General features: G+C 27.2%; 28 protein-coding genes. 9 read left to right on the top strand and 19 right to left on the bottom strand.

Translation table 11 applies throughout. From position 1 onward, the window contains the following. Positions 1-123: 123 nt before the first annotated feature. The 8 genes from MRZ80_RS04135 to MRZ80_RS04100 form a co-directional block, all read right to left on the bottom strand. Positions 124-390 (bottom strand): elongation factor 1-beta, encoded by a 267-nt coding sequence (locus tag MRZ80_RS04135; protein WP_292536428.1) that lies wholly within the window; start codon positions 388-390, stop codon positions 124-126. Between the two features lie 50 nt (positions 391-440). Next, positions 441-602, bottom strand: coding sequence for a zinc finger domain-containing protein (locus MRZ80_RS04130; protein WP_292536427.1), 162 nt, complete (start codon positions 600-602; stop codon positions 441-443). Between the two features lies 1 nt (position 603). Next, the gene (locus tag MRZ80_RS04125) at positions 604-1,263 is read right to left on the bottom strand and encodes a delta 1-pyrroline-5-carboxylate synthetase (RefSeq protein ID WP_292536423.1); all 660 of its coding nucleotides are present in this window, start codon (positions 1,261-1,263) and stop codon (positions 604-606) included. A gap of 13 nt (positions 1,264-1,276) precedes the next feature. After that, positions 1,277-1,618, bottom strand: coding sequence for a peptidyl-tRNA hydrolase Pth2 (gene pth2, locus MRZ80_RS04120; RefSeq protein WP_292536420.1), 342 nt, complete (start codon positions 1,616-1,618; stop codon positions 1,277-1,279). A 28-nt stretch (positions 1,619-1,646) separates the two neighbouring features. Further along, on the bottom strand, positions 1,647-2,837 hold the full coding sequence (locus MRZ80_RS04115) for a YcaO-related McrA-glycine thioamidation protein (protein WP_292536419.1): 1,191 nt from the start codon (positions 2,835-2,837) through the stop codon (positions 1,647-1,649). 606 nt (positions 2,838-3,443) lie between these two features. Next, positions 3,444-4,901: a type I restriction-modification system subunit M gene (locus MRZ80_RS04110; RefSeq protein WP_292536417.1), complete on the bottom strand. Its 1,458-nt coding sequence runs from the start codon at positions 4,899-4,901 to the stop codon at positions 3,444-3,446. A gap of 16 nt (positions 4,902-4,917) precedes the next feature. After that, positions 4,918-5,478: a restriction endonuclease subunit S gene (locus MRZ80_RS04105; RefSeq protein WP_292536414.1), complete on the bottom strand. Its 561-nt coding sequence runs from the start codon at positions 5,476-5,478 to the stop codon at positions 4,918-4,920. 33 nt (positions 5,479-5,511) lie between these two features. Beyond that, the gene (locus MRZ80_RS04100; RefSeq protein ID WP_292536412.1) at positions 5,512-5,703 is read right to left on the bottom strand and encodes a hypothetical protein; all 192 of its coding nucleotides are present in this window, start codon (positions 5,701-5,703) and stop codon (positions 5,512-5,514) included. A 609-nt stretch (positions 5,704-6,312) separates the two neighbouring features. On the opposite strand from MRZ80_RS04100, the gene MRZ80_RS04095 reads away from it, so the two are divergent. Together MRZ80_RS04095 and MRZ80_RS04090 are read left to right on the top strand one after the other, a co-directional pair. Next, positions 6,313-6,732: a hypothetical protein gene (locus tag MRZ80_RS04095; RefSeq protein ID WP_292536409.1), complete on the top strand. Its 420-nt coding sequence runs from the start codon at positions 6,313-6,315 to the stop codon at positions 6,730-6,732. A 125-nt stretch (positions 6,733-6,857) separates the two neighbouring features. After that, positions 6,858-7,271 carry a flagellar protein, FliL gene (locus tag MRZ80_RS04090; protein WP_292536406.1) on the top strand — a complete coding sequence of 138 codons (414 nt, stop codon included), beginning with the start codon at positions 6,858-6,860 and terminating at the stop codon, positions 7,269-7,271. A 46-nt stretch (positions 7,272-7,317) separates the two neighbouring features. Here MRZ80_RS04090 and MRZ80_RS04085 read toward each other — a convergent pair whose 3' ends face one another. From MRZ80_RS04085 to MRZ80_RS04040, 10 genes are all read right to left on the bottom strand, one after another. After that, entirely contained in the window at positions 7,318-8,709 is a 1,392-nt protein-coding gene (locus MRZ80_RS04085) for a glycosyltransferase (protein WP_292536405.1), read from the bottom strand. 11 nt (positions 8,710-8,720) lie between these two features. Then, positions 8,721-9,971: a glycosyltransferase family 2 protein gene (locus MRZ80_RS04080; RefSeq protein WP_292536402.1), complete on the bottom strand. Its 1,251-nt coding sequence runs from the start codon at positions 9,969-9,971 to the stop codon at positions 8,721-8,723. A 53-nt stretch (positions 9,972-10,024) separates the two neighbouring features. Beyond that, complete coding sequence (locus MRZ80_RS04075; protein WP_292536400.1) at positions 10,025-10,993, bottom strand: glycosyltransferase; 969 nt, start codon at positions 10,991-10,993, stop codon at positions 10,025-10,027. A 124-nt stretch (positions 10,994-11,117) separates the two neighbouring features. Then, a complete protein-coding gene (locus MRZ80_RS04070) occupies positions 11,118-11,426 on the bottom strand; it encodes a hypothetical protein (protein ID WP_292536397.1) in 309 nt (102 codons plus the stop codon). 22 nt (positions 11,427-11,448) lie between these two features. After that, the gene (locus MRZ80_RS04065) at positions 11,449-11,895 is read right to left on the bottom strand and encodes a glycosyltransferase family 2 protein (RefSeq protein ID WP_292536394.1); all 447 of its coding nucleotides are present in this window, start codon (positions 11,893-11,895) and stop codon (positions 11,449-11,451) included. 11 nt (positions 11,896-11,906) lie between these two features. Then, positions 11,907-13,124 carry a glycosyltransferase family 2 protein gene (locus MRZ80_RS04060; protein WP_292536392.1) on the bottom strand — a complete coding sequence of 406 codons (1,218 nt, stop codon included), beginning with the start codon at positions 13,122-13,124 and terminating at the stop codon, positions 11,907-11,909. 163 nt (positions 13,125-13,287) lie between these two features. Beyond that, positions 13,288-15,285, bottom strand: coding sequence for a glycosyltransferase (locus tag MRZ80_RS04055; RefSeq protein WP_292536389.1), 1,998 nt, complete (start codon positions 15,283-15,285; stop codon positions 13,288-13,290). Between the two features lie 20 nt (positions 15,286-15,305). Continuing rightward, positions 15,306-16,511: a glycosyltransferase family 2 protein gene (locus tag MRZ80_RS04050; RefSeq protein ID WP_292536387.1), complete on the bottom strand. Its 1,206-nt coding sequence runs from the start codon at positions 16,509-16,511 to the stop codon at positions 15,306-15,308. Between the two features lie 44 nt (positions 16,512-16,555). Continuing rightward, positions 16,556-17,596 carry a glycosyltransferase family 2 protein gene (locus tag MRZ80_RS04045; protein ID WP_292536385.1) on the bottom strand — a complete coding sequence of 347 codons (1,041 nt, stop codon included), beginning with the start codon at positions 17,594-17,596 and terminating at the stop codon, positions 16,556-16,558. Between the two features lie 308 nt (positions 17,597-17,904). After that, positions 17,905-18,516, bottom strand: coding sequence for a site-2 protease family protein (locus tag MRZ80_RS04040; protein ID WP_292536383.1), 612 nt, complete (start codon positions 18,514-18,516; stop codon positions 17,905-17,907). A gap of 203 nt (positions 18,517-18,719) precedes the next feature. On the opposite strand from MRZ80_RS04040, the gene MRZ80_RS04035 reads away from it, so the two are divergent. The 3 genes from MRZ80_RS04035 to MRZ80_RS04025 all read left to right on the top strand — a co-directional run bounded on the left by MRZ80_RS04035 (position 18,720) and on the right by MRZ80_RS04025 (position 21,007). Continuing rightward, positions 18,720-19,730, top strand: coding sequence for an aminopeptidase P family protein (locus tag MRZ80_RS04035; protein WP_292536382.1), 1,011 nt, complete (start codon positions 18,720-18,722; stop codon positions 19,728-19,730). Positions 19,731-19,914: 184 nt separating this feature from the next. Further along, on the top strand, positions 19,915-20,808 hold the full coding sequence (locus MRZ80_RS04030) for a type II secretion system F family protein (RefSeq protein WP_292536381.1): 894 nt from the start codon (positions 19,915-19,917) through the stop codon (positions 20,806-20,808). A 1-nt stretch (position 20,809) separates the two neighbouring features. Then, a complete protein-coding gene (locus tag MRZ80_RS04025; RefSeq protein WP_292536379.1) occupies positions 20,810-21,007 on the top strand; it encodes a class III signal peptide-containing protein in 198 nt (65 codons plus the stop codon). A 90-nt stretch (positions 21,008-21,097) separates the two neighbouring features. Here the strand turns inward: MRZ80_RS04025 and MRZ80_RS04020 are convergent, their stop codons facing one another. Continuing rightward, positions 21,098-21,823 (bottom strand): tRNA-binding protein, encoded by a 726-nt coding sequence (locus MRZ80_RS04020; protein ID WP_292536377.1) that lies wholly within the window; start codon positions 21,821-21,823, stop codon positions 21,098-21,100. Positions 21,824-22,068: 245 nt separating this feature from the next. Here MRZ80_RS04020 and MRZ80_RS04015 point away from each other — a divergent pair, with 245 nt between their 5' ends. The 4 genes from MRZ80_RS04015 to MRZ80_RS04000 all read left to right on the top strand — a co-directional run bounded on the left by MRZ80_RS04015 (position 22,069) and on the right by MRZ80_RS04000 (position 25,343). Next, positions 22,069-22,455, top strand: a complete 387-nt coding sequence (locus MRZ80_RS04015) for a PRC-barrel domain-containing protein (RefSeq protein WP_292536375.1) — start codon at positions 22,069-22,071, stop codon at positions 22,453-22,455. Between the two features lie 23 nt (positions 22,456-22,478). Further along, a complete protein-coding gene (locus tag MRZ80_RS04010) occupies positions 22,479-23,249 on the top strand; it encodes an aspartate dehydrogenase (protein ID WP_292536934.1) in 771 nt (256 codons plus the stop codon). Between the two features lie 178 nt (positions 23,250-23,427). Further along, the gene (locus MRZ80_RS04005) at positions 23,428-24,150 is read left to right on the top strand and encodes a tRNA(His) guanylyltransferase Thg1 family protein (RefSeq protein WP_292536373.1); all 723 of its coding nucleotides are present in this window, start codon (positions 23,428-23,430) and stop codon (positions 24,148-24,150) included. Positions 24,151-24,215: 65 nt separating this feature from the next. After that, complete coding sequence (locus tag MRZ80_RS04000; RefSeq protein WP_292536369.1) at positions 24,216-25,343, top strand: Mov34/MPN/PAD-1 family protein; 1,128 nt, start codon at positions 24,216-24,218, stop codon at positions 25,341-25,343. Positions 25,344-25,485: the final 142 nt, after the last annotated feature.

Genomic DNA, 25,485 nt, shown 5'->3' with positions numbered 1-25,485 from the left:
AGTAATACTTATGTTTTATGAAAATAATAATTCAAAAAAAAGTATATAATTATAAAAATTAAGTATAAAAAAAAGAGAATTCAATTCTATATAAAAAAAAGATTTATGTGTAAATATAAAAATTTACATTAATCTTCTTACATCAACTACTTCAACACTTTGAATATCATCAATGTTTGCTAAAGCTTCTTCTATAGGTTCTGTTCCACCTTCACCATCGTCTACAACGATAGTAATATTAAGTGCAACTAATCCGAATCCAATAGGTTCATCTTCAATTCTTTCAAGAACATTTTCATCAATTGTTTCAGTAATTGTTTGTTTTAATGCATCTAAGTCTACTTCAGGACTTTCAGGCATTACTTTTAATATTGCTGCTACATCAGACATAATCAATATCTCCTATAAATTTTAAATTTTAAATTAATTCAAAGTTGAATCTATGGTCCTTTGAATCCACATTCACATTCATATTCGTGACCAAAGGTTCTGCATTTAGGACATCTGTAAATTTCTGAGTCACATTCAGGACAGTGGAATTTTACATATTCATCAATTGGTGAAATTTCCTGTTTGCATGATGTACAAATCATTTTTGCCATGTTATTTTCCTCCTATAAGTGTATATGTATCGTTTGCATTTAAATTATCATCTAAAAAACTATAAACCCATTCGGGACGTTTTCCATTGATTATAAAACAGTCTACTTCATATTTGAGTAGTAATTTAGGTAAACATTTATCTACGCAAGTTTCATCAAAAAGTAATAGTTCGTTGGCACTTATATATTTTATAAGTTTTCTATTTGCTGAGTAAATGTCACCATTATATATACCATTTATATTTGTTAATATTAATAATTTAGCATTAATTTCACTTGCAACCCAACATGCAATAGAATCACTACTAACATCCCAACTATGCTCTAGAGGGTCTAATTGTCTCATCAACTCATATGCAAGAATTAATGGAATTTTACCCATCTTATGAACCTTATCTATTTCATCAAATGATTTTATGGCAATAATATCATCAAATTTATCACATATTAATTTACCAAGAATATCCATACAACGAATTGCACACCAATGATTTACATCATCTGAATAATTAAATTCCAAGTTATAATCACGGATCTTATTTGCAAGATCACCACCACCATTAACTAGAACTATTTCACTACTAAAATGTTGAAATACCGGATATAAATCATTAAGATATTCTGGAAATAGGCTACCACCAATTTTAACAACACAAACCATAGAAATATCACATCTAAAGAAGTTTTAGATCCCCAACAAGAGCATCAATTTCATCATCTGATGCAGGTCCAAGTCCAATACATGTACGTGTTGATGGCTCAATTTGTGTATGACCTGCATCTGTAATTAAAGTACATGCAACAGGTGATGTATTTTTAGCTTTGTAGAATAACTCGAGAAGCTCACGTTCTGATGATACTTTAAGTACAACTTTTTTCTGTCCTTCCTGTTCCCATTTACGAATGCTACTTTTATCTGCAATTTTATATGCACCAATTGCAGCATGTGATGCTTGAGCTGCAATTTTACCTTTTCCCATCTTTAAATCTGTTCTAACAACTATTGCTTGTTTCAAAATAATCCACACTCCATTATTATCTAATTTAATAAAACATATCCTTAGGTTTTAAACGCATACCAACACGTGATGAATCAACACTATAAACTTCAAGTGGTGGAATAATAACACGAACAACAGGAATATTAATATCACGTGTAAGATCAACATAGTATGCATCTTCTACTCCTGAGGTTTCAAGAAGTTTAAGTGTAACTTCAATATCTTCCTTAAATGAATTCTTAGATAAATTCTCAATATCATCAATTGCAACAGACTCCTTATTTTCACGATACCAGTGTCTGTTAAGACGTTTCATACGATCATAACCTGTATCACGTAAGAGATTTGCACGGGTTGTATCTTCACGTGTACCATGAATTTGTGTAACACGGCTCTGTGCAACTTCTGTAATTGCACGAATTGCTGCAATATTTGCATCAAGATGTGTTCCAATACCAATAGTTAAAAGAGCAGGATCTTTAAGTGTTAAATCCTCAGATACAGCACCTATTGTTGGGATATTATTGTCTGCTGTAAGATCAATAAGCTTTATTGCAACGTTTGCACTTCTGAACTTATCAAGTAACTCACATATATATTCATTTGATGCATCCTGGCAGTCAACTTCTTTTTTCTCTTCTTTAAATGCTTCAAAAAAGCTCCATGCATCACGTTCTACTACTTCCATCATACCATGAAATATTGCCTCTTCAATTGTATTTCCTGATGCAAGACCATTTGTATTTGAATAGAATATATGTGTAATATCTTCTGTGTTATATGGATGATACACAGCATTTGATGGAATGAGAACTTCTTCTCCTGTCTTAATTGAATATCCTTTAGTCCATTCAAGAGGTTGTCCATCATATACATCACGTGGAAGAATTAAATCTTCAGGATTAAGACAATCACATGGATCATACTCTTTAATAATAGTTTCATCATCATCTTGCATTTCAGCAGAATATCGCTCAATTGCCTCCATTATAGATGATACCTTTGCATGAACCTCATTTGGACCTTTTCCTGCATATACACTAACAGCACCCTCTTGTGCCATTGGACGAATTGATGTAAAAACAGGAATACCTACACGATCAAGATGTGTAATATTTGATGTTCTTGTAAGACCTATTTGTTTTGTAACTTCAGAAATTTCACTAAGTGTCTCCTCAGGAGTTTTACTTCTATGTGTTGATTTTCTATAATTAACTGGTGATTGACTTAACATAATATTATAATCCATTTATTAATGTAAAAAAAATTTAAATTTAAAATATATTTAATTTATTGCTATATATAGAATTTATATTTCTTAAAATATTTAATAATATAAAATTAATTTAAAAAGAGTGATTGGTGTTAGCATATAAAACTAACACCTATTATGTATTAACCAACTTAAACAAATATAAAAAAAAGTTTTAGGGTTAAAATAGAAAACTTTTCAATTATTGGTGGTGATATAGTACATAATCATCCCATAATCCTATATTTAAGATTAATTAATCCTTGAAACTTAAACCCTATTTTTCCTATGCAATTTCAAAGATTTTTGGATGTTTAAATTATTATGACTATCGGGGGTTATAAACTTAAAACAAAGTGAAATAAAAATGAATAAATAAACAACTATACATTAGATGTCAAAACTTCATTCAGATATTCTTTTAATTCTTAATATTATACAATAGGTGTTTTTATCTACTGAAGAGTTTCCATTAAATGTATATGCTCACAAAATTCCTAAATATCATTCCTCCAACTATTTCCAACCATACCTACCATTATTATTTGCCTCCATTTCCTGCCATAAATTCAACAACCATTAATACAATTAGAATAGATTTAATTGTTTATTATATTCTTCAAGTTTTGCATCAATTTCTTTTATTTCCTCTTCAATATCTTCTATTTCATTAAGGAAATCATCTATATCAACAGGTGGCATTCCTTCAAATGTATCAACATATCGTGGTAAATTAAGGTTATACTCATTTTCTCTGATTTCATCAACTGTTGCAAGGTGTGAAAATTCATCTATATCACACCTATTTTTGTATGTATTAATAATTTTATCAATAGATGTAAGTTTATTTCCTCCCCTGAATGATTCATATTCATTGATTGCATCAATAAATAAAACATCACTATTGGATTTATTTTTCTTAAATACCAGTACTACAACAGAAATTCTTGTATAGTAGAGGAGATTTTCAGGTAGTCTTATAACACAATCAAGGTAGTTTTCATCAATTAGTGTTTTTCTAATATTTCTTTCATTAAGTCCTCTGAAAAGTACACCTTCTGGTAGAACAATTGCCATTGTTCCTGTTTCATTTAAGTGATATAGGCTGTGAAGTATGAATGCATAGTCAGATTTTGGTGGTAAGCGTTCATATCCACTAAATCTTGGATCATCACTTCTTTCTTTATTATTCCACCTCATTGAATATGTTGGATTTGAAATTACTGCATCGAATGTATATGGCTGATTTACTCCATCATAGTCAATATAGCATGGCCAATCATCTTCTAGTGTATCTGCATGATTTAATTTGATATTATCAGGTTTAATATCATTAATTAACATATTCATACATGCCATGTTGTATGTATTATAGTTAATTTCCTGTCCAAAGTATTTAATATTAGAACCTCCATGTTTTTGACCTACTTTATGAAGTAGTGATGCAGATCCTACTGTTGGATCATAGATATTAAATGATTGATTCTTATCTTTAATGTTGCATGTTACAATTTCAGCAAGAAGATCACTTATCTCACATGGTGTGTAGAATTCTCCTATTCTACCTTGAAGTCCTAATTGTTCAATACATTCTTCAAATATTTCACCAATACTTTTATCTGGATTTTCAAAGTCAACTTCATTGATAATTAATGTGATTTCATCTAATATTCCTATTTCATTATCTATTGGATTTTCTCTAAATTCTATATTATCAAAATTAATATAATTGAATATTTCATCATAGATTGTATCTTGAACTTCTTTTTTAAAGTTTTCAAATACTTCTTTGTAGTCATCTGTGGTTGTTTTAATGTTTTTATCTTCAATTTTAGATATTATATTATTCCATGTGTATTTTTCATCTATATAATATCCGAGTTCTGATTTTATTTCATCTTGTGTGATGTCTTCTTTCATATTTTGAAGTTTTTGTTGTTTATCTGATAGATATCTGTAGAATATGAATGATAATATGTAGTCTTTATATTCATATGCAAATCTTGATCCACGTACTTTTCCCATTATATTTGTAATTTTATCCATATTATACACCCTTTTCTTATTGTTCTTTATTTGCAATTCTATTGATGATGTCTTTTTTAATTATCTTATTCATCACTATAACTTGTTGTTGTAGTTCTATTTTTTTATCTACTAGTTTTAGATATTCACTATATTTTATTTGTTTTTCAATTTCTGGGAAGTTAAATTCTAATTCACGTATATCTTTCATTTTTACTATTTTAAGTGGTCCTGTTCCTTCATTTACTCTTTGTATTTGTTTTTTACAGCTGTCACTATTTAGTAGATAGTAGAGGTATGATATGTCATATTTTTCTGGATCTTTTATTCGAATTATTGCATATTTCATTGGAATTATTGTATCTGTGTATTTTTCATTTTCTATTATTTGACATTTGTATGGTTGTGCTGTTGAAAGTATTATGTCACCTTTTTTTGCATAGAATTTTTCATCTATATCTTTTGCAACTTCTTCTGTTTTTATTTTACGTCCAAATATTTTCTGCTCTTTTGTATCTTCTTTTTCATTTTTTATGTATCTTGATGTTCTCATTCCCATTATGATATCTGCAATTTCATATAATTTCTTTTGTGTCATGCTACATCTCCTCTTATCTGATTTTACTAATTTTTATGTGTTGTTTATTAGTCTTAATTTCCATTTCATATTTTCTGATACTTCTTGATTGAAGTATTTTATGACATTGTCTTTTTTATTTTTATTTTCTTTATTTTCTAGTAATGATTTTTTTAGAAAATATAATTTTGATTTTGTCATCTTTGATTGTAAGTGTTTTATTTCATCCATGTATTCTATTTGCATGGCTTATCCCACCTTTTTCTATATTTTTTTTTAAATTATATATTTTTTTGATCTCCACTATTTTTTTTGTGGTGTCATATATTTTTATGACGCTCTAAATTATAATTTATAGTCATTAGTATATAAAGGTTTTGTTCTAATATATTTCTGACAACTATTTTAATTTTTTTTTGAAAGGCTTTTTTTCATGTTATAATAATTCATGATCACTTATCTTTCAATATCTAAATAATATAATTATGCTTTATTTATCCAATTAAATGGTTATTTTTAAAGTTTTTAGTATTTTTATTTTATATTATTTAGGTATTTTTCTGAGTGTCACAACATATTATGACACTCTAAATTATAATTTATACTACGTAGTATTTAAAGGTTGTTCTAAAAATGTTATGACAAAATATTTTTTTTTTAATTAAAAAAATAAGAAAAAATAATCATAATAAAAAAAGGTTTTTAGAAATAAAAAACTATAAAAATAGCTTGATAATAACCTAAAAAAAAGAATAAATAATTCGTAAAATACTAAAAAACACTCCAAATTAACTATAAATAATTAAAATAAAAGATAGATAATCATAAAAATTATTAAAAAGTGGGTGATAAACTATGAAATCAAAATCATTATTTGCTGTAATGTTTGTATGCATAATGATGGCAGCAATGTCATGTGCATGTGCAACATCAGACATACAACATAAAGATACAGTGAAAAAAACAGATTTAAATCAAGATAAACTAGAAGAAAACATAAAAGACAACATAAAACAAAGTACAGTAAAATGTAATCTAAAAAATCTAGATGTAAAAGCTGCACTAAAAAAAGAAGGAAAAAAAGTATCAAAAAACAAACAAGGTGTTCAACGAAAAGTAGTTTCAATAAAAAAAGTTAAAAATGGACAAAATAGTGGAGGATACTTCAAAGAAATTAGATATTCAGATGGAGGATTTAGACAATATAATGAAAAAGGAAAACTAATAGGAAGTTCATATCCTGAAGATCAAAAATATCTTCCATCAATTGAATAAATATTTCATCATTTGAATAAAGTTTGCATAAACTCCCAAATAAAATACTAAAAAACTTAATATAATAGATTAAAAATAAAATACATTATATTTAAGATAAAATAAAATATAAGGGAGGCTTAAATATGCGACAAAGAGGAATAATAACCATTATCGTTGCAGTAGTTATTGTAGCAGCCCTAGTATGTGCAGCAGCAACAATAATACCATCAATGATGAATCAAAACAATACAACAAATAACACAACAGCAAACAACACAACACTTAACGATACAAACAATACAACAGACAACAACACAACAACACCAGCAGGTGATCATCATGAACAATCAACAGCATCATCATCACACCATTCAGGACATTCAGGACCATCAGTAGTAAGTGAAGATGTACGTGAAAACTACCAAGCAGGTGATGGAAGTCACTACAGACAAGTTGAATATTCAGATGGTAACTTCAGACAATATGATACAAAATCTGGAAAACTAATAGGAAGTTCATATGATTCAGATCAGAAAAAACTTCCAGATAAATCATAAAAAAAACATAGATAAAAAAAAATTAGGGGAGGTTAAATTATATAATTTAATTTCTTCTAAGTATCTTTGTTAATTTCCAACTATTTGATGATAACAACTCATCAGCCTCAGCTTTAGCCTTATTATACTGTTTTTGTTTATTTCTAATTTGTGAATTTAATCTATTTACATCATTTTGAATCTTATCTTTCTGATTTAAAGCATTGAATTCATCATAACTATCTGATATAATAACTCTTTCAAATCTTTTCTTATTATTACGGTATAAGAATTGATATATTTTACCAAAACTTTTTTTATTCATAAGAATATCTGTAAAGTTAGATTTTATTTTATTGAAATATGCATTTTTATAATCAGAATCTATTCTTTCAAGGTTTTTAAAGTCTTCATTTAGAAGATTGTTGAAATATTCTCTTTTTTCATTTTGATTATCCATTTCCTCAGAATATGCACTTCTTAGAAGATCAAATTCATCATGATTTTCAGATATTATTACTTGTTCAAAGATCTTTTTATTTGAATATTTAACAGTAGATATAAGATCATTATATTCAACAGGATCATCTAATATTTTAAGGAAATCAGCACGTAGTGTATCATAGTACACATCTTTAAATTCTTCTTTAATTTTATTATATCTCATAAGTCCTGTTGATACTTTTTTATCAAAGAGTTGTTTTTTATATGTTTCATATTCTCCATGTTTTTTGAAAACATCAATCATAAGATTTATAACATCTATTGAATTTAGGAAACGTTGATCTCCTGCTTTTGTTGATGATGTTGCATACCAACGACGAATAAAAAGAAATTCTTTAAGGAAGTAAATTCTTTTTGCTGAAAACAATGCATCATAGAAGAAAACATTATCTTCAAATATAAGACCTTCAGGGAAGCGAATATTATTGTTCATAATAAATTCGCGATTATAAAGCTTACTCCATGGAGTTACACTAGCTTCAAACATTAAACTTCCAATATCATGGTAGTTGAAAACATTTTCTCCTACTTTTTTTGCAATCTTATCCATTGAATATACTTCTGTTTCATAGTATGAATCTGTAGGATCATCATAGTTCATTGCCTTAAAAAGAACAAAATCAACATTTTTCTCTTCAGCCTTTTCATATGCATGTTCTAGTGCGTGAACATCAAGAATATCATCAGAATCCATTAAGAAGAGATATTTACCCTTTGCCATGTCCATTCCACGATTTGTAGCAACAGCATGACCACCATTAGGTTGTTGTATTACAGTCATACGTTTATCTTTAGCTGCATATTCATTAAGAATGTCAATTGAATTATCTGGTGATCCATCATCAATACATATAATTTCAATATCTCTTAGTGTCTGATTAACAATACTATCAAGACAGTCACGAAGATAGTTTTCTACATTATATACAGGTATAACAACTGATACTTTAACCATTTCTTACACCTCTAGTTTGATCTTCTATTTCTTAGATTTCTTAGTATTTCTGTTGCTTTCCAACTATTTGATGTTAAAATATCATTTTTCACACGTTTTTCTTTAGCAATATCTTTATCAAGTTTTCCATTTTTAGCTTCAAGTAATTCTTTTTCATCATGCACTTCATTTGCTAAAGGTTTTAGTGTTTGATATGATGCTTTTTTAATTTCATTTTCTTCATATTTATCTTCTAAATTTTGTCTGTATTCAACATATTTACATAATGTATCATAATTTATGAAGTTATCAGAAATTAATGTTTCTTCAAATAGACATCTTTTAATATCACAAAATTCATCAAAGTCACGATCTACTTCTGGATTTGAAAGTAATTCAATAAAGAATTTCTGATCTTCATCTTGGAAGTATTCATTTATATCTCCAAATACAGTTGGAATAATTTCATGTAAATCTTCATCTTCAAGGTTATCCTGGAATTTAAGATAGTTTATAAACTCTTTTTTATATTCATGTACTGGACTTTCAAATCCTGCTTCTATGAGTATGTCAAGTGTATCTTTGAAATGTTGAATATATGCATATTTTTTATCATATGTGTTAAGTTTAATATTAACTCCACCACTTACACTATGATTGTATCCATAGAGATTTGTATTCATTACATAAATTTTATCAACTTTTGTCAGTACATTTGCAAGAAAGATTGGATCCTGTCCACGTATAAGATCTGGGAATTCTATACCATTTTCTGTAAGGAAGCTTCTTTTATAGATATTTTTATAAAATCCCCATGGTATTCCATATTCAACAGGTTCAAGAATATCTTTCTGTATAAAGTAGCTAAATCTTGCACCTTTAGGATCATAACCTTTTTCAATACTACGATCTTGACGGATTCTTAGAAGATTTCCACATACAATATTTGCATCCTCTTTATGTCCAAACATGTACATCTTCTCAAGTGCTACTTTATCAAGGAAGCTATCATCAGCATCTAGAAATGCAATATATTCACCTGTAGCTTTGCTTATTCCATAATTTCTTGCCTTTCCTGATCCCTGATTTTCTATTGAAAAGATCTTGATGAAGTCATATTGTTCAGCTAGGTTGTTAAGTACTTTGAGTGATTCATCTGTTGATCCATCATCAACACATATAACTTCTATATCTTTTAGTGTTTGATTTATTATACTTTTAAATGTTTCATCAAGAAACTCTTCTGCATTATATACAGGCATTATAATTGAAACTTTAACCATTTTGTTATTTCCTCTTTTTTTTATTTTATTTTTTTTTATATTTTTTTGAATACTTATTTGATAAATAGTGGTGATGAATATTTATAGTATAGTTTCTGGAAGCTTGTTTTTACATCTTTTATATCATTAGGATTTATACGTTTTAGTACATCATAAATACTTTGCTTTGTTGGCATATCAAGATTTTCTGGATTATTATCATTGTTTTCAAGAATTATTTCAATATAACGAAATAGTCTATTGTAAAACATTTCCATAACATTTGCATCATGACAGTTATATTTTTCTATTACATCAAATATGTCCATAATACGATACATTGGAAGTGTAAATGATTTAAATGTATTTGATGATGAATTTGGATTACTTTCACGGTAATAGTAGAATGCATCTGGTGTGTATTTGATACTTTCTGCTACTATTGCACTTTCATAGAAGAATGGATTATCTACCCATCCACCAGCAGGTTCTTCAAGAAATTCAATATCATTATCTTCTATAAAACTACGCTTATAAAGTCCACACCATATTGATGGATGTCCTTCAAGAAATAGTGGTTCATCAGAAAGTATGAACTTCTCAGTATTTCTAAGATTATCTTTTGCTGCATCACATCGTAGAGTGTAGCTTCCATCTTTATAATCATATCTATGATAGAAGTTTGACTTGATTATATCAACTGTTTCATCTTCACTAAGATCATATAATGATTTAAACATATCTTTTGCTATATAATCATCAGTTTCAACAATACTAATATATTTACCCTTTGCATGTTTAATTCCAAGATTTACCTGATATCCATAACTTTTAACATCAGTATTTATTAGTGTTATTCTTGGATCCTTTTTTGCATATTTATTAATTATTTCAATAGTTCCATCAGTAGAACCAGCATCAATACATATTATTTCAATATCATCTAGTGTTTGATTAATAACACTTAAAATACATTGATCCATATAATCTCCTACATTTAATGAAGGCATTATTACTGATATTTTAGGTTCACTTTGACTCATTTATAATATACTCCATTTAGTTAAAAAATTTACTTTAAAAATTTTATTTATTATTATACTAATATTTAATTTTATAAAATAATATATTTATATTTATTTTTTCAAAAATAACCTATTTAATGAATTAAATATTGTAGAGTTCTTTTTTATAGTTTTCATATTCTCCATGTTTTTTAAATACTTTAATCATGAGATTTATAACATCAATTGAATTTAGGAAACGTAGATCTCCCGCTTTTGTTGATGATGTTGCATACCAACGACGTATAAAGAGAAACTCCTTAAGGAAGTAGATTCTTTTTGCACAAAATAGTGCATCATAAAAGAATACATTATCTTCAAATATAAGACCCTCTGGGAAGCGAATATTATTGTTCATTATAAATTCATGATTATATAATTTACTCCATGGAGTTATACTAGCTTCAAACATTAAACTTCCAATGTCTTTATAGTTAAATACATTTTCTCCTACTTTTTTTTGCAATCTTATCCATTGAATATACTTCTGTTTCATAGTATGAATCTGTTGGATCATCATAGTTTATTGCCTTAAATAGTACAAAGTCAACATTTTTCTCTTCTGCCTTTTCATATGCATGTTCAAGAGCATGAATATCAAGAATGTCATCTGAATCCATTAAGAAAAGATATTTACCTTTTGCCATGTTCATTCCACGATTTGTAGCAACAGCATGACCACCATTAGGCTGGCGTATTACAGTCATACGTTTATCTTTTGCTGCATATTCATTGAGAATATCAATAGAATTATCAGGTGATCCATCATCAATACATATTATTTCAATATCATCAAGTGTTTGATTGACAATACTGTCAAGACAATCACGTAGATAGTTTTCTACATTATATACAGGTATAACAACTGATACTTTAACCATTCCTACACCCTCTATAAGTTTCTTATTTTTCTTAGAATTGAAGTGATTTTCCAGCTATTTGATGATAATATCTCATTTTTCACATGTTTACGTGATGCAATATCTTTATCCATTTTCTTATTTTTCTCATTTAATATTTCTCTTTCATCTAATACTTCATTTGAAATATCTTTCAATGCCATGTATGATGCTTTTTTAATTTCAACATTATCATGTTTCTGTTTTAATTGTTCTTTACATTTAATGTAATTATATAGTTGATCATAGCCTATGAAGTTATCAGATGTTAATGTTTCTTCAAACATTTCCTTTTTAAGATTACTGAATTCATCAAAGTCACTATCTACTTTTGAATTTTTAAGAAGTTCTATTATGAAGCGGTCTTCTTCATCTTTGAAGTATTCTTCTGCATCTGTAAATAAGTTAGTTGTAATTTCACTAATTTCTTCATCTTTAAGATTATTTTTATATTCAATTATATTGATAAATTCCTTCTTATAACTTGCAAGTGGACTTTCAAATTCAGCATCAGATAGTATGTCAAATACTTCTTTAAATTGTTTGATATATTCATATTTCTTATCATATGTATCAATAAGATCAATATTGTTGTTAAGTCCATAGAAGTCTGTGTTTATAACATAAAGATCACGGATATTAGTAAGTACTTTTGCCATAAAAATAGGATCATCAAATGTTATGTCATTTGAAAATTCAAATCCATTCTGGGTGAGGAAACTTCTTTTGTAAATATTTTTATTAAATATTTCAGGAGTTCCATACTCTACAGGTTCAAGAACATCCTTTTTAAGGAAATAGTTAAATTTAGAAGATTTTCTATCATATGATTTATCCACTGATCCATCCTGTTTTATAACTTGAATATTTCCACATACCATATCTGCATCATTTTTATGTGCATACATGTACATTTTCTCAAGTGCATTTTCATCCATGTATTGATCTTTAGAATTGATAAATGCTACATATTCACCGTTTGCTTTTGATAATCCATAGTTTCTTGCTTCAGATTGTGATATTTCTGTTGTTCTAAATACTTTAATGAAATCATACTCTTCACTAAGTCTTCTAAGTACTCCACTATCAGAGTTACAATCAACACATATAACTTCAATATCCTTTATTGTCTGTTTAATAATACTTTCAACTGTTCTTTCAACTAAGTATTCAGTATTGTTTATTGTCATTATAATTGAAATTTTAACCATATTTTTTCCTATTTTCGAATTTTTTATAGTATTCTATTTTATGTTTTATATTTATGTTAAAATAAAATATTAAACTTTACTTTAGATTATTAATTTAGAAAAAAAGCATTTTAAATTATATTTTTTAATATAACTTAATTTCATAAAAAAATAAGAGTGAAGATTAGTTATTTTCACTTTTCATCTTCATATTGTATGTTTTTCGTATTTTATAGAATTCAGTAGCATTTGATGCAATTAATATTTGTTCTATTATCTTATGTGTAGTGTAATCTAGAGATTCTATTAGTTTTTCAAATTCATCTTTATCTTCTAAAATTTCCTGAAGATTTGCTTTTAATGTATTGAAGAATTGTTGTGTTATTTCATTTTTATTATCACATAAAAACTCAAGGTATTGTCTTTGTTTTTCTGATTTTTTAATTGAATCTATCTTTTTATATTCTGAGTAATTATAGCATAGTGTGAATTTTTTAACAATCTTCTTATTTTTATTATTTAGTAGTTTTATGTATCTGTTAAATTTTTCTTTATCTTTTGTCTGTGTTTTTATGAAGTTTCTCATCTGTATGTAGTAGTTGTTAGATTCATCACTGTTCATATCTTCTAGTTTTTCTATTTCTTCATCTATCATCTTATTTAGAACTTCATATCTTATTTCATTAATTATTTCATTTATGTTTGCTATTAATTTAAGTTCATTATATCTTGATGGTAGTAGAATTCTTTCAAATGTTTCTTCTTTTGTGTAATGTGACCCTTGTATGTATGTATTGAATTTTTCTCTATCATAAAGAAGTGTGCTGATATTTTCTTCTAAATTCATATAGAATTTGATGATATTATCTTCTTGCTTTTTAAGTTCTTCTGTTTCTGTCTTATTTTTATTGTTGTTTTTCTGTATTTCTTCAAGTTGTAAGTATTCATCATAGCTAGCACATATAATGATCTTCTTTACTGTCATCTTATTTTTATTTGATAGTATGTTTTTAAATCGTCTGAAGTTATATGCATCTTCTAGTTGTACTTTTATGAAGTTTCGTATCTTGTTATAATGATACTGTTGTAGAGATTTTGGTAGGTTTTTAAGATTTCCCACTTCTTCATTAATTATTGTATTTAGCATGTATTTTCTTTCTTTACGATTTACATTCTCATTTTCTTGTGCATCATGAATTAACTTAAATTCCCTGTAGTTATCAGATATTATTACCTGTTCAAACATCTTAGCATGTGAATAGTCTATAATTTGTCGAATATTATTGTATGATTTTTCATCATTAAATAATTTAAAGAAGCTTTCATGTACCTTTTGAAAGATTATTTCCTTATATTCATCTTGTATTGATAAGATTCGTTTATATGCCATGCTAATTTTACGTTGAATTAACTCTTTTTCATATTTTCTATAAGCTCCATGTTCTTTAAACATATCAATTAACATGTCATTTATTTGTATCATATCAAGAAGTCTTAAATCATCAGCATTTGATAATGTCTTAGGAATTTCAATATTATATTGATATATTGGCCTGTTAAGTACACATACTCTTTGAGCTTTAAGCATAGTTTCAAAGAGAAATGGGTTATCTTCAAATATTAATCCTTCAATAAAAAAGATATTATTATCTATGAGAAAACTACGCCTATAAAGTTTATCCCATATTGTTACAGGAATATAGAAGAGATATTTATCCAGGTCATGATAATTAAATACTCTATCACCAAATTCTTCTGCAAGCTTATCTACTTGTGTATGTACAGGTCTTCTTTCATATTTACCTGTTAGCTGACTATAATACACACTAGTTGCAATTAAAATATCTGTATTTTTCTCTTCTGCTTTTGTATATAATACTTCAAGTGCATCAGGATCTAAGAGTTTATCATCAGAGTCTATAAAGTAGAGATATTTTCCCTTAGCTAACCTCATTCCCCTATTTCTTGCAACTGAAAGTCCACGATTTTCCTGACTTATCACTGTAATTCGCGGATCTATTGATGCATATTCATTTAGTATGTCAATTGAATTATCTGGTGATCCATCATTTATACATATTATTTCAATATCACTGAGTGTTTGATTAATAACACTTTCTATACAGTCTCTGAGAAACTTCTCAACATTATATACTGGAATTATAACTGAGACTTTAATCATTTCATCATCACATCCCAAATTTATAATTGTTTTTCATCAAGAAGTTCTATAGCTTTAGTATTTTTTGAATCCATTATCTGTCTTTTAATGTCATCTTGAAGTTTTATATATTCATCAAGCTTCATATTTTCATATCTAAGATGATCTTCTTCATTATTAATATCTTTTATTACCTGTTTTTGTAGTTTATATGATGTTTTTTGAACTTCATCTTGTGTGTATTTATCTTCACATTTAATAAATTTATGTAGCATATCAAAGTCTAGTTCATCACTATTTAAAATATCATCATATAACTCTTTTTTCATAGAATAATATTCATCATCTTCATCTACATCATCATTTAGGAGAAGATCAATAACATATTTTTCATCATCATCCTTGAAGTATTTATCAACATCACCAAATACATCACATATAATAGTTTTTAGTGTTTCATCTTCAATATTGTCTTCAAACTTAATATGTTCTATCATTTCTTTACGATAGTCTCTAACCATACTTTCAAAACCTGCATCTATAAGAGTATCTAGTGTATCTTTGAAGTTTTGAGTATATGCATATTGTTGTTTGTATGTTTGCATATCTTTATATTGAATTCTTGGCTTGAAATTATATAGATTTGCATCTATTACATGTAATTCATTAACTTTACTAAGTATCTTTGCCATAAATAGTGGATCATCATAATATACTATGTCTGGAAATTCCAGGTTATTTTCAATTAAGAAGTCTTTTTTGTATATGTTTTTATGAAATGCATATGGAAGTCCATATTCTGCTGGTTCAAGAGTATCTTTTCTTTCAAAATATCTTATCTTTACAATACGACTTGCATATCCTTGTGTTCCACTTTTTGATATTTTAAGAAGATTTCCACACATCACATCAGCATCTTGAGATTTTGCTTCATCATACATTAACTTAAGTGATTCATCATCAACAAATCCATTTGCAACATCAAAAAATGCAATATATTTACCTGTTGCACGACGTATTGCATGATTCATTATTTTTCCAAAGTGCATATCAGGCATTTGATAAACTTCAATGTTGTTGTATTGTTTTGAATATTTCTGAAGTATATTAAATGATGTATCAGATGATCCTGCATCAATACATATAACTTCTATATTTGATAGTTTCTGGCAGAGTATACTTTCAAATGCTGTATCTATGTATTTTTCTGCATTAAGTACTGGCATTATTATTGAAACCTTAGCCATAATTTCAACTCCTCTTTTCTATTTCTATTGTTCTATTTCGTCTTTTACATCGTTTTTATGGTTTTTATTGCAAGTTTTGATGCTTTTTTTACATCTTCTTTGTTGAATTTTTCATTGATATCTTCTTCACATGTATTATATTCACGTAGTGTTTCATAGTCTATGAAGTTATCTGATGTTAATGTTTCATTTATCATCTGCTTTTTAATTTCACTATACTTATTTAGTTGTTTTTGTCCAACAAGTTCAATTAATAGTTTATCAGTCTTATTTTTAAAGTAATGATCTTTATCATCAAATACTTCATTTATAACTTGACGCATTTCCAAACTATTTTTTTTATATCTAATATAGTACATGATAAAATCCATTAATTTCTCTGCCATTTCACTAAAGCCTGCATCATCTAGCATGTCATAGCAGTCTTTTGATATTTTAATAAATTCATATTTTTCTTCATATGAACTAAGTTCTAAGTCATTATATCGTACAAATTGGTAGTTTGTATTTACATTGTATACATTTTCTACATTTATTAGAACTTCAATGAGAAATTGTGGATCTGTAATTGAGATATTATTTCTAAATTTTATATTATTTTCAATTAAAAAACTTCTTTTATATATGTATCTCATAAATAGTGTTGGAATACTATTTTCACGTGGTTTAGTTAGGAAATAATCAAATTGTATATCTTTATTTTCATATCTTACTATTTTCTCATTATCTTGTCGTGTTTTAATATTTCCACATACTATGTTTGCATCGTTTGCATATCCAAAGAGAAACATCTTATCAAGTGATGTTTCATCAACTAATATAGTGTCCTCATCAATAAATGCTACATATTCACCCTTTGCAATTTCAATTCCATAGTTTCGTATAGTTGATTGTTGCTTTATGTTTTCTTCATATAGTTTGATAAAATCATATTTTTGTGAGTATTTCTCAGCTGTAGTATTTGTAGTATCAGCTAGAATACATATAACTTCGATATCTGTAATTTTTTGATTAATTATACTTTCAAATGTTTTGTTTATACTTTTATTATCATATATTGGAAGTATAATTGAAACTTTAATCATAGTTATCTACTCTTTAAAATTTTATATTTTATATTTTTCTAAATTAGTTTGGTGGTTAGGAATTTATTTTCATATTTTTTGTATTAAATTAATATTTTTATTCTTTAACTTAGTATATATATTAATTAGATTTTTTTTATATTTTACTAATTATTTTATCTTTTTATTTAATTTTTTGAAATAAAACTCTTAAAATATTAATTAAAGATAATATATAATGAATCAAATGAAAAATAAGTCATATTTAAATTAAATTAGAATAGATCTTAAAAAAAGTAATAAAAAAAAGGTGAAGAATTTATTTAATGTTATATAAATCGATTTAGCATTAATATTACTGATACTCCTATTGCAATAATCCATATGATTTTATTCCATTTGAAAACTTTTGATCCATCAAATGGTGGTATTGGAAGAAGATTGAAAAATGCAAGGAAACTATTAACATTAAATCCTATTGAACAAATAAGTGCTAGATACATAAGCCATATAGATGTTTGAGCTATAGGATTAATAGCAACAGATATTACATAAAATATTCCGGCAAGAATTATGTTAACAACAGGTCCTGCAAGTGATATTATACCATTTTCTTTATCTGTAATTTCACGCATATATGATGTTATATAAACAGCACCTGGTGCAAGAAATACAAATCCAAAAAGTGATGAAATAACAGCAATTACAAGTCCCATATTCCATTTTCTAAATTCTGCAAAAAATCCATACTTTTGTGCTGTAAATTTATGTGCAAGTTCATGTAAAATAAAACTAATACCAACTGTAATAAATGATAAAGGTATAAGAATTATTAATCCACCAACTGAGCCTCCAGCTGAAAATAGGTATGCAAAAAGCAGTGTTATAACAACAATTGCAATACTAAGATCTTTAATTTCAACTTTTGAAAAACTAACCATATCTACATACACCTCCCATATAATTTCTTTTTTTTACTTATTGATTATAATTAAATGAAAAATTCTATTGTATAATTCATTTTTAATATTATATTATATTTAGATAATATAACTAATTTTTTAATAATAATATAATAGTATTAATAAATTCTAGATTTTATATAAATATAATATAAGAACTTAAAGAATGTGACTTGATAATTATGAATAAAAATAATGAAGAAATAATAACCAACCTAAAAAGTAGTGGATTTGATTCAATGTTTATCTATGATCCATACAATATAAAATACATATCAGGATTTTATCCAACAAGCTTTGCATACCTAGTAATAGGTGATGAACCAGTATTATATGTAAATAGTATAGATAAACCAGAAGCAGAAAAACAATCACAGATAAAAACAGAAGACATCAGAAAATTATCAGAAATAAAAGACATGCTCTCTGGCAGTATTGCTGTTGAATCAACACTTGACTTTAATTTTCTTAAATACTTAACTGGTGATATTTCATCACTAAAATCATCAGATGCAATAGTAAAACAGAGAATGATAAAAACAAATTCTGAAATTGAAAATATTAGAAAATCAATAGACATAGCATCTAAATCAATAAAAGAAATTGACTTTACATCAACAGAAAAATATGCAGCAGCAACACTTGAATTTAATATGTCAATTAATGGGTCAAACTATCCAGCATTTGATACAATTGTAGCATCAGGTGAAAATTCAGCATCAGCACATGCAACACCAACACTAAAAAGAGTTGAAACACCAATTGTAGTTGATTTTGGTGCAAGATATGATCATTACTGTTGTGATATAACACGTACATTTATAGACTCTGAACGTCAACAGGAAATATTTGACATAGTAGCAGAAGCACAGAAAGCTGCAATTGATACAGTAGATGTGGGAGTTAAATGCTCAGATGTTGACATGGCAGCACGTAATGTGATAGATGAGTATGGATATGGTGAATACTTCATACATTCAACAGGACACAGCTTTGGTCTTGACATACATGAAGAGCCAAATATATCATATAATAATGATAATATACTAAAAGAGAACATGATTATAACAGTAGAGCCAGGTATCTATATACCAGGAGAATTTGGTGTAAGAATAGAAGATGATGTACTTGTATCTAAAAACAGTGAAGTTTTAACATCAAAACTTGAAAAACAGCTTGACTTCACATTATAATATAAACACCACTACATCCTCACCCTTATTTTTTTCAAACTTCTCCTTTTTTTATCAAATATTAAATTTATTATACATTGTATATTAAAAACTATTAAATATTAAAAATTATCATAATAAAAAATAGAATAATACTAAAAAAAATGTTATGTATAATAAATTAATTCAAATATCACAAAATATTTTGAAGGCACTATTTTCTGATGAAAAACTATCACAACTACAAAGACAACTAATTTTAGCAAACTTCAACCTGAAAATTGAAGAATTCTTCATAATAATAACAACACTAACCATGACTACAACAACAATAGTGGCAATAATTGTTGAAATACTTAAAATGACACACATCATAACACTAATTGTACTAATTTCTATACCAACAGTTACAATAAACTATATAATCTATAAAAATGAGAAAATAAAAGATCAAATAGAAGAAGACTTACCCTTATATCTTCGAAGTATATCATCACTACTAAAGGTAGGAGTAGGACTTGAAGGAGCATTATATGAACTAACAGAAAATATGACAGGACCACTAAATAATGAAATAAAAATAGCACTAACAGAAATACAATTTGGAAAAACATTCAATGATGCATTAAAATCAATAACAAAACGTAATAAATCAGAAAACCTGAAAAATACAATAGAAATAATAATACATACAAGAAATGCAGGAGCAAACCTGGCTGAAATTCTTGAAATGATAGCAGATGACTTAACACAAACACTACAACTAAAAAAGGAGAAAAAGGCAGCTGTAATGATGTCTGTAATGTTTCTATTAATTGCATCAACAGTAGCAATACCATTTTCATTTTCAATGATGCAACTATACAGCCTATTTCTAGCACAACTTGGAAAAACAAATCCACTCATAAATTCAATACCCATAGCATCAATAGGATATATAATAATACATTCAATAATTGTAAGCTTTCTAATTGCAGATGTAATGTATTCAAACTATAAAAAAAGTATAAAATTCATCTTTCTAATACTGCCAACTGCAGTAGCAATCTACTATATTTCACAACTATTAATATCAAACATGCTATTAGGGGGAATATAACATGAACATAATAAATGACATAAAAGCACAAAGCACTGTTGAATTAATACTACTAATATCTGCAATTGTCATAGTTGTAATGATAATGATGAATATGTATCAAAACTACATAATAGATCTTGGTAGTGAATTTAGCACAGATCTAGATTCATTAAATGAAAAATTTATGCAACTAGATAATCATATAAAAAATCTTTAAAAAATAAAATAAGTTTTCCAATTTTGGGGGAGTAGTTAAAAAAATAAAAAAAGAGGAAATATAATAAAATTTCCACTTATCCCCCTTTTTTTAGTCTTTAAGGTATGCATCTACCATGTTACGTGTTTCATTTAATGCTGCAACATCAATATGTTGTGGAAGAGTTCCAAGTTCACCTTCAACATCTTTAAGAATACCTTCTCCTGCACCAAGGAACATTCCTTCACTAACAATACCCATGAAAGCTGTAGGTGGAAGAAGAGCAACAGCAATATGATCATTATCACGTACTGTTAAATCGTTTGTAATAACAGTAAGAGCACGACTTCCAATGTTTACATTACATACCATAAGAGTGTCTGTTTTTGGATGTTTACTTACACTTACAAGTTCACCAACTTTAATATCAACACCCATTACAGGATCATCAACTTCACCAAGAGCAAGTCTTTCAGGAAGTCCACGTATTGTATTAAAGAAGAATTTCATCTTAGAAAGTGGAAGATCAATCTTTTCACGTTCTTCACGATTAAGTTCTGAGGTAAATTTTCTTGCATAATCTTTTCCACCAAGATTTTCAATAATATCATCAATACTTGCAAGTAACTTATCCATCTGTGGTGTTTTTGCAAGTTCCTCTGGTGAGACATATGAATAATACAATGTTTGTATATCAGGATTCATATTTTTTGCAATAAGTCTTACCTGTTTTTTATTCCATGAACCTCTAAGGTTTGCTCCTTCAACAACTCTTATAAAATCTTCAATTGATTTTTCTGCAACTTTTAATCTGTAATCTTTACTTGTATCCCACATTTATATTAACTCACATAAAAATAATTTTTAAATAATAATATTATAATTTATATAATTTCTTTTTTTTATCTTTTATTATATTATAACTTAAATAATAAGCAATTTTTTTATTATAAAGAAATAATTATATAATATGTTAAACAAATATTTTATCAGTTTATTAAAATACTTTAAAGGAATATATTAAATCTAATTAAATATTTTTTTATAACACAAAAAAAGCATCACAAAATTGGGTGAAATCAATGGTACACTTAACTAGATTTTATAATAAAAAAATTTACAACACAGAAGGAAAATATGTAGGAAAAGTACAAGAAGTAGTACTTAACATTAAAAAAGGAAGAATTTCATTTTTCAAAACAAAAGCAATATCAGAAGATAACAAAAATGTTGGATTACGTGATGTGCTAAGAAATTCAATGAGACTTATACCAGATGGTGATGAAGAAGAAGAACAAACAGCAGCAGTAACAGAAGAAATTGTAGATATTCCATATGAAATTGTTTCAGCTGTAGGTGACATTATCATCATAGAACAAGCAAAACTAAACCAGTACCAGGCAGCATATCAAAAAGCAAATCCAATGCCACAAAAACAGGCAAAAAAACCATTACAAAAACCTAACTAGGTAAAAGGAGAATAAATAACTTGATGAATATAGGTATTATAGGTTGTGGATCTATTGCCAAAAAATTAGTTGAATTCCAACTAGAAGATAAACTTGAAGTAAATATAGCATACTTTTATGATATAGATCATGAAAGTGCAGTATCACTTGCAAAAAAGGCAGATGCAATAGCAACAGAAGATATTAATGATTTAATTGAAAACTGTGATCTTATAATGGAAGCAGCATCTCAGGGAGCTGTACGGGCTTTAATGCCAAACATTATAGATCATGGCTGTGATGTAATAATAATGAGTGTTGGAGCACTAATGGATGAGGAATTCAGATCACAACTTGAGCAAAAAGCAGAAAATAGTGGTTCAAAAATTCATCTACCAACAGGTGCAATTACAGGAATTGACACAGTAAAAGCTGCAACACTTGGTGAAATAACATCAATTTCACTTACAACACGTAAACCTCCAAAATCATTATCTGTTGAAGTTGAAGGTATGGATGAAGTTGTATTATTTGATGGTAAAGCATCAGATGCTGTTAATGAATTTCCAAAAAATATTAATGTTTCTTCAACTTTAAGTTTAGCATCAGGAATAAATGTTGATGTTAAAATAATTGCAGATCCAAAGATTGAAAATAATACTCATGAAATTCATCTTAAAGGAACATTTGGAGAACTTACAACAATCACATCTAATGTAAGTAGTCCTGAAAATCCAAAAACAAGTATGCTTGCAGCATTTTCAGCAGCAAGTCTTCTTAATAAGTTATCAAAAACTATTCAAGTTGGATCATAGAAGATCTATTATTTAATTAGAAAAAAATGGGAAATGAAAAATAATTGATATGTATTTTTTTTTATTTTTCAAATTCTTTTACTTTTTTTACCTACTTTAAAACTTTTTTTTTATTAATTTTTATTTTTATAATATTTTCTAACAAAAAAAGAGAGAGACTATAAACTAAAAAGGGGAGATGTTATTTATTTTTAAAGATTATGAACAATTCTCATCACTTAAAACAGTCCATAATATGCCTGTAATTCTACGTGCTGATGGACGCTATTTTTCAAAGTATACAAAACAATTAAAACTAGAAAAACCATTTGATGTGCGGCTTCGTGATTTATTTATTGATGTTTCATGTGATTTAATGGCAGAGTTTAATCCACGATATATCTATACATTTTCTGATGAAATAAACATACTACTTGAAGATGTACCATTTAATGGACGTATTGAAAAGCTAGATTCTGTATTTGCATCGTTTATTTCATCATCATTTATGAAACATTTAATGCAATCTTCTGATAAATTTGATGTAGATATAGATTCCCTTAAAATACCATCATTTGATTGTCGTATCATAATGGCATATAATAATATAAGGGAGTATTTTAAAGCAAGACAAAATGAGGCATGGCGTAACTGTCTTAATAGTTATGCACAGGCAATACTAAATATGAATCATTCAAGTAAACATACAGCAGAAATTCTATATAAATTAAATAAGAGTGAAATTAATGATCTAATATATGATAATGGAATTAACATATCACATGTTCCAACATGGCATAAGCGTGGCATAGCAGTTTATAAGATTCAAAAAGAAAGTGTTGGCATTAATCCTAAAACTGGACAAAAGAATATATCAATGAAAAATATAGTATATACAGACACAGAAGTTGAAAAATTATAATCAAATAAATATAAAACATAAAAAAAAGACAACTCATTAAATCTAAACTGGAGGATTAAAAGACAATGGACTTTAATAAAACACTAGCAAAACTACTAGGCAATGATAAGAAATTCAATGAAGTACAAATAGATCAAAGAGTAATAGATGAAATAATAGATATTGCAAGACAGGCAGATCCAGAGGAATATGTAGCACTACTTTCAGGAAAAGTAGAAAAGAAGATTCTTAAAATTAAAGGACTTATATTTCTACCATTTCAGGCATCATCAACAAGTGCTGTGATGCAAGTATTTATGCTACCACTTTCAACTGATGCAGTGGGATCTGTACATAGTCATCCAGGACCAAGTAATATGCCATCTGATGCTGATCTTCAATTTTTTGGAAAAAATGGGTATTTCCATATGATTATAGCACAGCCATATAATGAATATACAATAGGCTCATATGATCCATCAGGAAATCCTGTACCATATAGAGTAGTGGATATGGGTGAAGATGTTGAAATTAGAAAACTTGAAGATTTTGAATTTGAAGACTACTTTGATGAGGAATTTATTGAGGAAATGAAAAAAGATGAACAACAACTACTAGATGATGAACAAGAAGATGAAGTTACATCTAATAGTCAAATGAGTGATATTGATAAAGTAATTGAAGATCTTCAAATGGCAAATAAGAAAGTATCTGATGAAATAAGTAGTATAAATCAAAACTTTATAGATTCAAGTGAAAATAGTATAAATGAGTTAGAATATAGTAATAGTAACACTAACAATATAAACAATGAAAATATTATAGATAACAATATTACAATGGATGTGAATAATATGCAACAACAACAGCACGTAGTAGAATTAGAACTAGAAGTTAACGGAGAATTAATAACAAAAAAAGTACCACTACCACCAGAATATGAACCAGGAGATGATCTTGAAGTATCAATACGTACAGATAAAACACCTGGTGATGAAATTGATGAAATAACAATTAATGTTATGAAACCAGGACAACAGCCAATAGAATCTACAACAGATGCTAGTGGTATTATAGATGTAGATGCACAAAAACCAGTTGATGAAGTAGATGCAAAACCTAAAACTTCCAAAGAATTAGAAGATGAAATTAAGAAGATGGAAGAGGACATTAAAAGACTTAAAGCTGAAAATGAGCAATTGCGTAATGAATAGAGAAAATTCATTTTTTCAATTTATAATAACCCCCATTTTACTATTTTTTTTACTAAATTTTCTTTAATGAGAATTATCTTACTTATAAAACTAGATTTAATGTGTATTTATTAAAATTAATCCTAAAAAAAATATAAAAAAA

This window comes from Methanosphaera sp. (genome assembly GCF_022768985.1).
In the GTDB taxonomy this organism is placed as follows: Archaea; Methanobacteriota; Methanobacteria; order Methanobacteriales; family Methanobacteriaceae; genus Methanosphaera.
Note: the sequence above shows the minus strand (reverse complement) of the source record. Positions and strands in the feature narration are given on the sequence as shown.

What these genes read in the sequence shown, in the direction of transcription:
- MRZ80_RS04135 (WP_292536428.1), bottom strand. Translation starts at nt 390, where the DNA reads ATGTCTGATGTAGCAGCAATATTAAAAGTAATGCCTGAAAGTCCTGAA.
- MRZ80_RS04130 (WP_292536427.1), bottom strand. Translation starts at nt 602, where the DNA reads ATGGCAAAAATGATTTGTACATCATGCAAACAGGAAATTTCACCAATT.
- MRZ80_RS04125 (WP_292536423.1), bottom strand. Translation starts at nt 1,263, where the DNA reads ATGGTTTGTGTTGTTAAAATTGGTGGTAGCCTATTTCCAGAATATCTT.
- MRZ80_RS04115 (WP_292536419.1), bottom strand. Translation starts at nt 2,837, where the DNA reads ATGTTAAGTCAATCACCAGTTAATTATAGAAAATCAACACATAGAAGT.
- MRZ80_RS04110 (WP_292536417.1), bottom strand. Translation starts at nt 4,901, where the DNA reads ATGGATAAAATTACAAATATAATGGGAAAAGTACGTGGATCAAGATTT.
- MRZ80_RS04105 (WP_292536414.1), bottom strand. Translation starts at nt 5,478, where the DNA reads ATGACACAAAAGAAATTATATGAAATTGCAGATATCATAATGGGAATG.
- MRZ80_RS04100 (WP_292536412.1), bottom strand. Translation starts at nt 5,703, where the DNA reads ATGCAAATAGAATACATGGATGAAATAAAACACTTACAATCAAAGATG.
- MRZ80_RS04095 (WP_292536409.1), top strand. Translation starts at nt 6,313, where the DNA reads ATGAAATCAAAATCATTATTTGCTGTAATGTTTGTATGCATAATGATG.
- MRZ80_RS04090 (WP_292536406.1), top strand. Translation starts at nt 6,858, where the DNA reads ATGCGACAAAGAGGAATAATAACCATTATCGTTGCAGTAGTTATTGTA.
- MRZ80_RS04085 (WP_292536405.1), bottom strand. Translation starts at nt 8,709, where the DNA reads ATGGTTAAAGTATCAGTTGTTATACCTGTATATAATGTAGAAAACTAT.
- MRZ80_RS04080 (WP_292536402.1), bottom strand. Translation starts at nt 9,971, where the DNA reads ATGGTTAAAGTTTCAATTATAATGCCTGTATATAATGCAGAAGAGTTT.
- MRZ80_RS04075 (WP_292536400.1), bottom strand. Translation starts at nt 10,993, where the DNA reads ATGAGTCAAAGTGAACCTAAAATATCAGTAATAATGCCTTCATTAAAT.
- MRZ80_RS04070 (WP_292536397.1), bottom strand. Translation starts at nt 11,426, where the DNA reads ATGTTTGAAGCTAGTATAACTCCATGGAGTAAATTATATAATCATGAA.
- MRZ80_RS04065 (WP_292536394.1), bottom strand. Translation starts at nt 11,895, where the DNA reads ATGGTTAAAGTATCAGTTGTTATACCTGTATATAATGTAGAAAACTAT.
- MRZ80_RS04060 (WP_292536392.1), bottom strand. Translation starts at nt 13,124, where the DNA reads ATGGTTAAAATTTCAATTATAATGACAATAAACAATACTGAATACTTA.
- MRZ80_RS04055 (WP_292536389.1), bottom strand. Translation starts at nt 15,285, where the DNA reads ATGATTAAAGTCTCAGTTATAATTCCAGTATATAATGTTGAGAAGTTT.
- MRZ80_RS04050 (WP_292536387.1), bottom strand. Translation starts at nt 16,511, where the DNA reads ATGGCTAAGGTTTCAATAATAATGCCAGTACTTAATGCAGAAAAATAC.
- MRZ80_RS04045 (WP_292536385.1), bottom strand. Translation starts at nt 17,596, where the DNA reads ATGATTAAAGTTTCAATTATACTTCCAATATATGATAATAAAAGTATA.
- MRZ80_RS04040 (WP_292536383.1), bottom strand. Translation starts at nt 18,516, where the DNA reads ATGGTTAGTTTTTCAAAAGTTGAAATTAAAGATCTTAGTATTGCAATT.
- MRZ80_RS04035 (WP_292536382.1), top strand. Translation starts at nt 18,720, where the DNA reads ATGAATAAAAATAATGAAGAAATAATAACCAACCTAAAAAGTAGTGGA.
- MRZ80_RS04025 (WP_292536379.1), top strand. Translation starts at nt 20,810, where the DNA reads ATGAACATAATAAATGACATAAAAGCACAAAGCACTGTTGAATTAATA.
- MRZ80_RS04020 (WP_292536377.1), bottom strand. Translation starts at nt 21,823, where the DNA reads ATGTGGGATACAAGTAAAGATTACAGATTAAAAGTTGCAGAAAAATCA.
- MRZ80_RS04015 (WP_292536375.1), top strand. Translation starts at nt 22,069, where the DNA reads ATGGTACACTTAACTAGATTTTATAATAAAAAAATTTACAACACAGAA.
- MRZ80_RS04010 (WP_292536934.1), top strand. Translation starts at nt 22,479, where the DNA reads ATGAATATAGGTATTATAGGTTGTGGATCTATTGCCAAAAAATTAGTT.
- MRZ80_RS04005 (WP_292536373.1), top strand. Translation starts at nt 23,428, where the DNA reads ATGTTATTTATTTTTAAAGATTATGAACAATTCTCATCACTTAAAACA.
- MRZ80_RS04000 (WP_292536369.1), top strand. Translation starts at nt 24,216, where the DNA reads ATGGACTTTAATAAAACACTAGCAAAACTACTAGGCAATGATAAGAAA.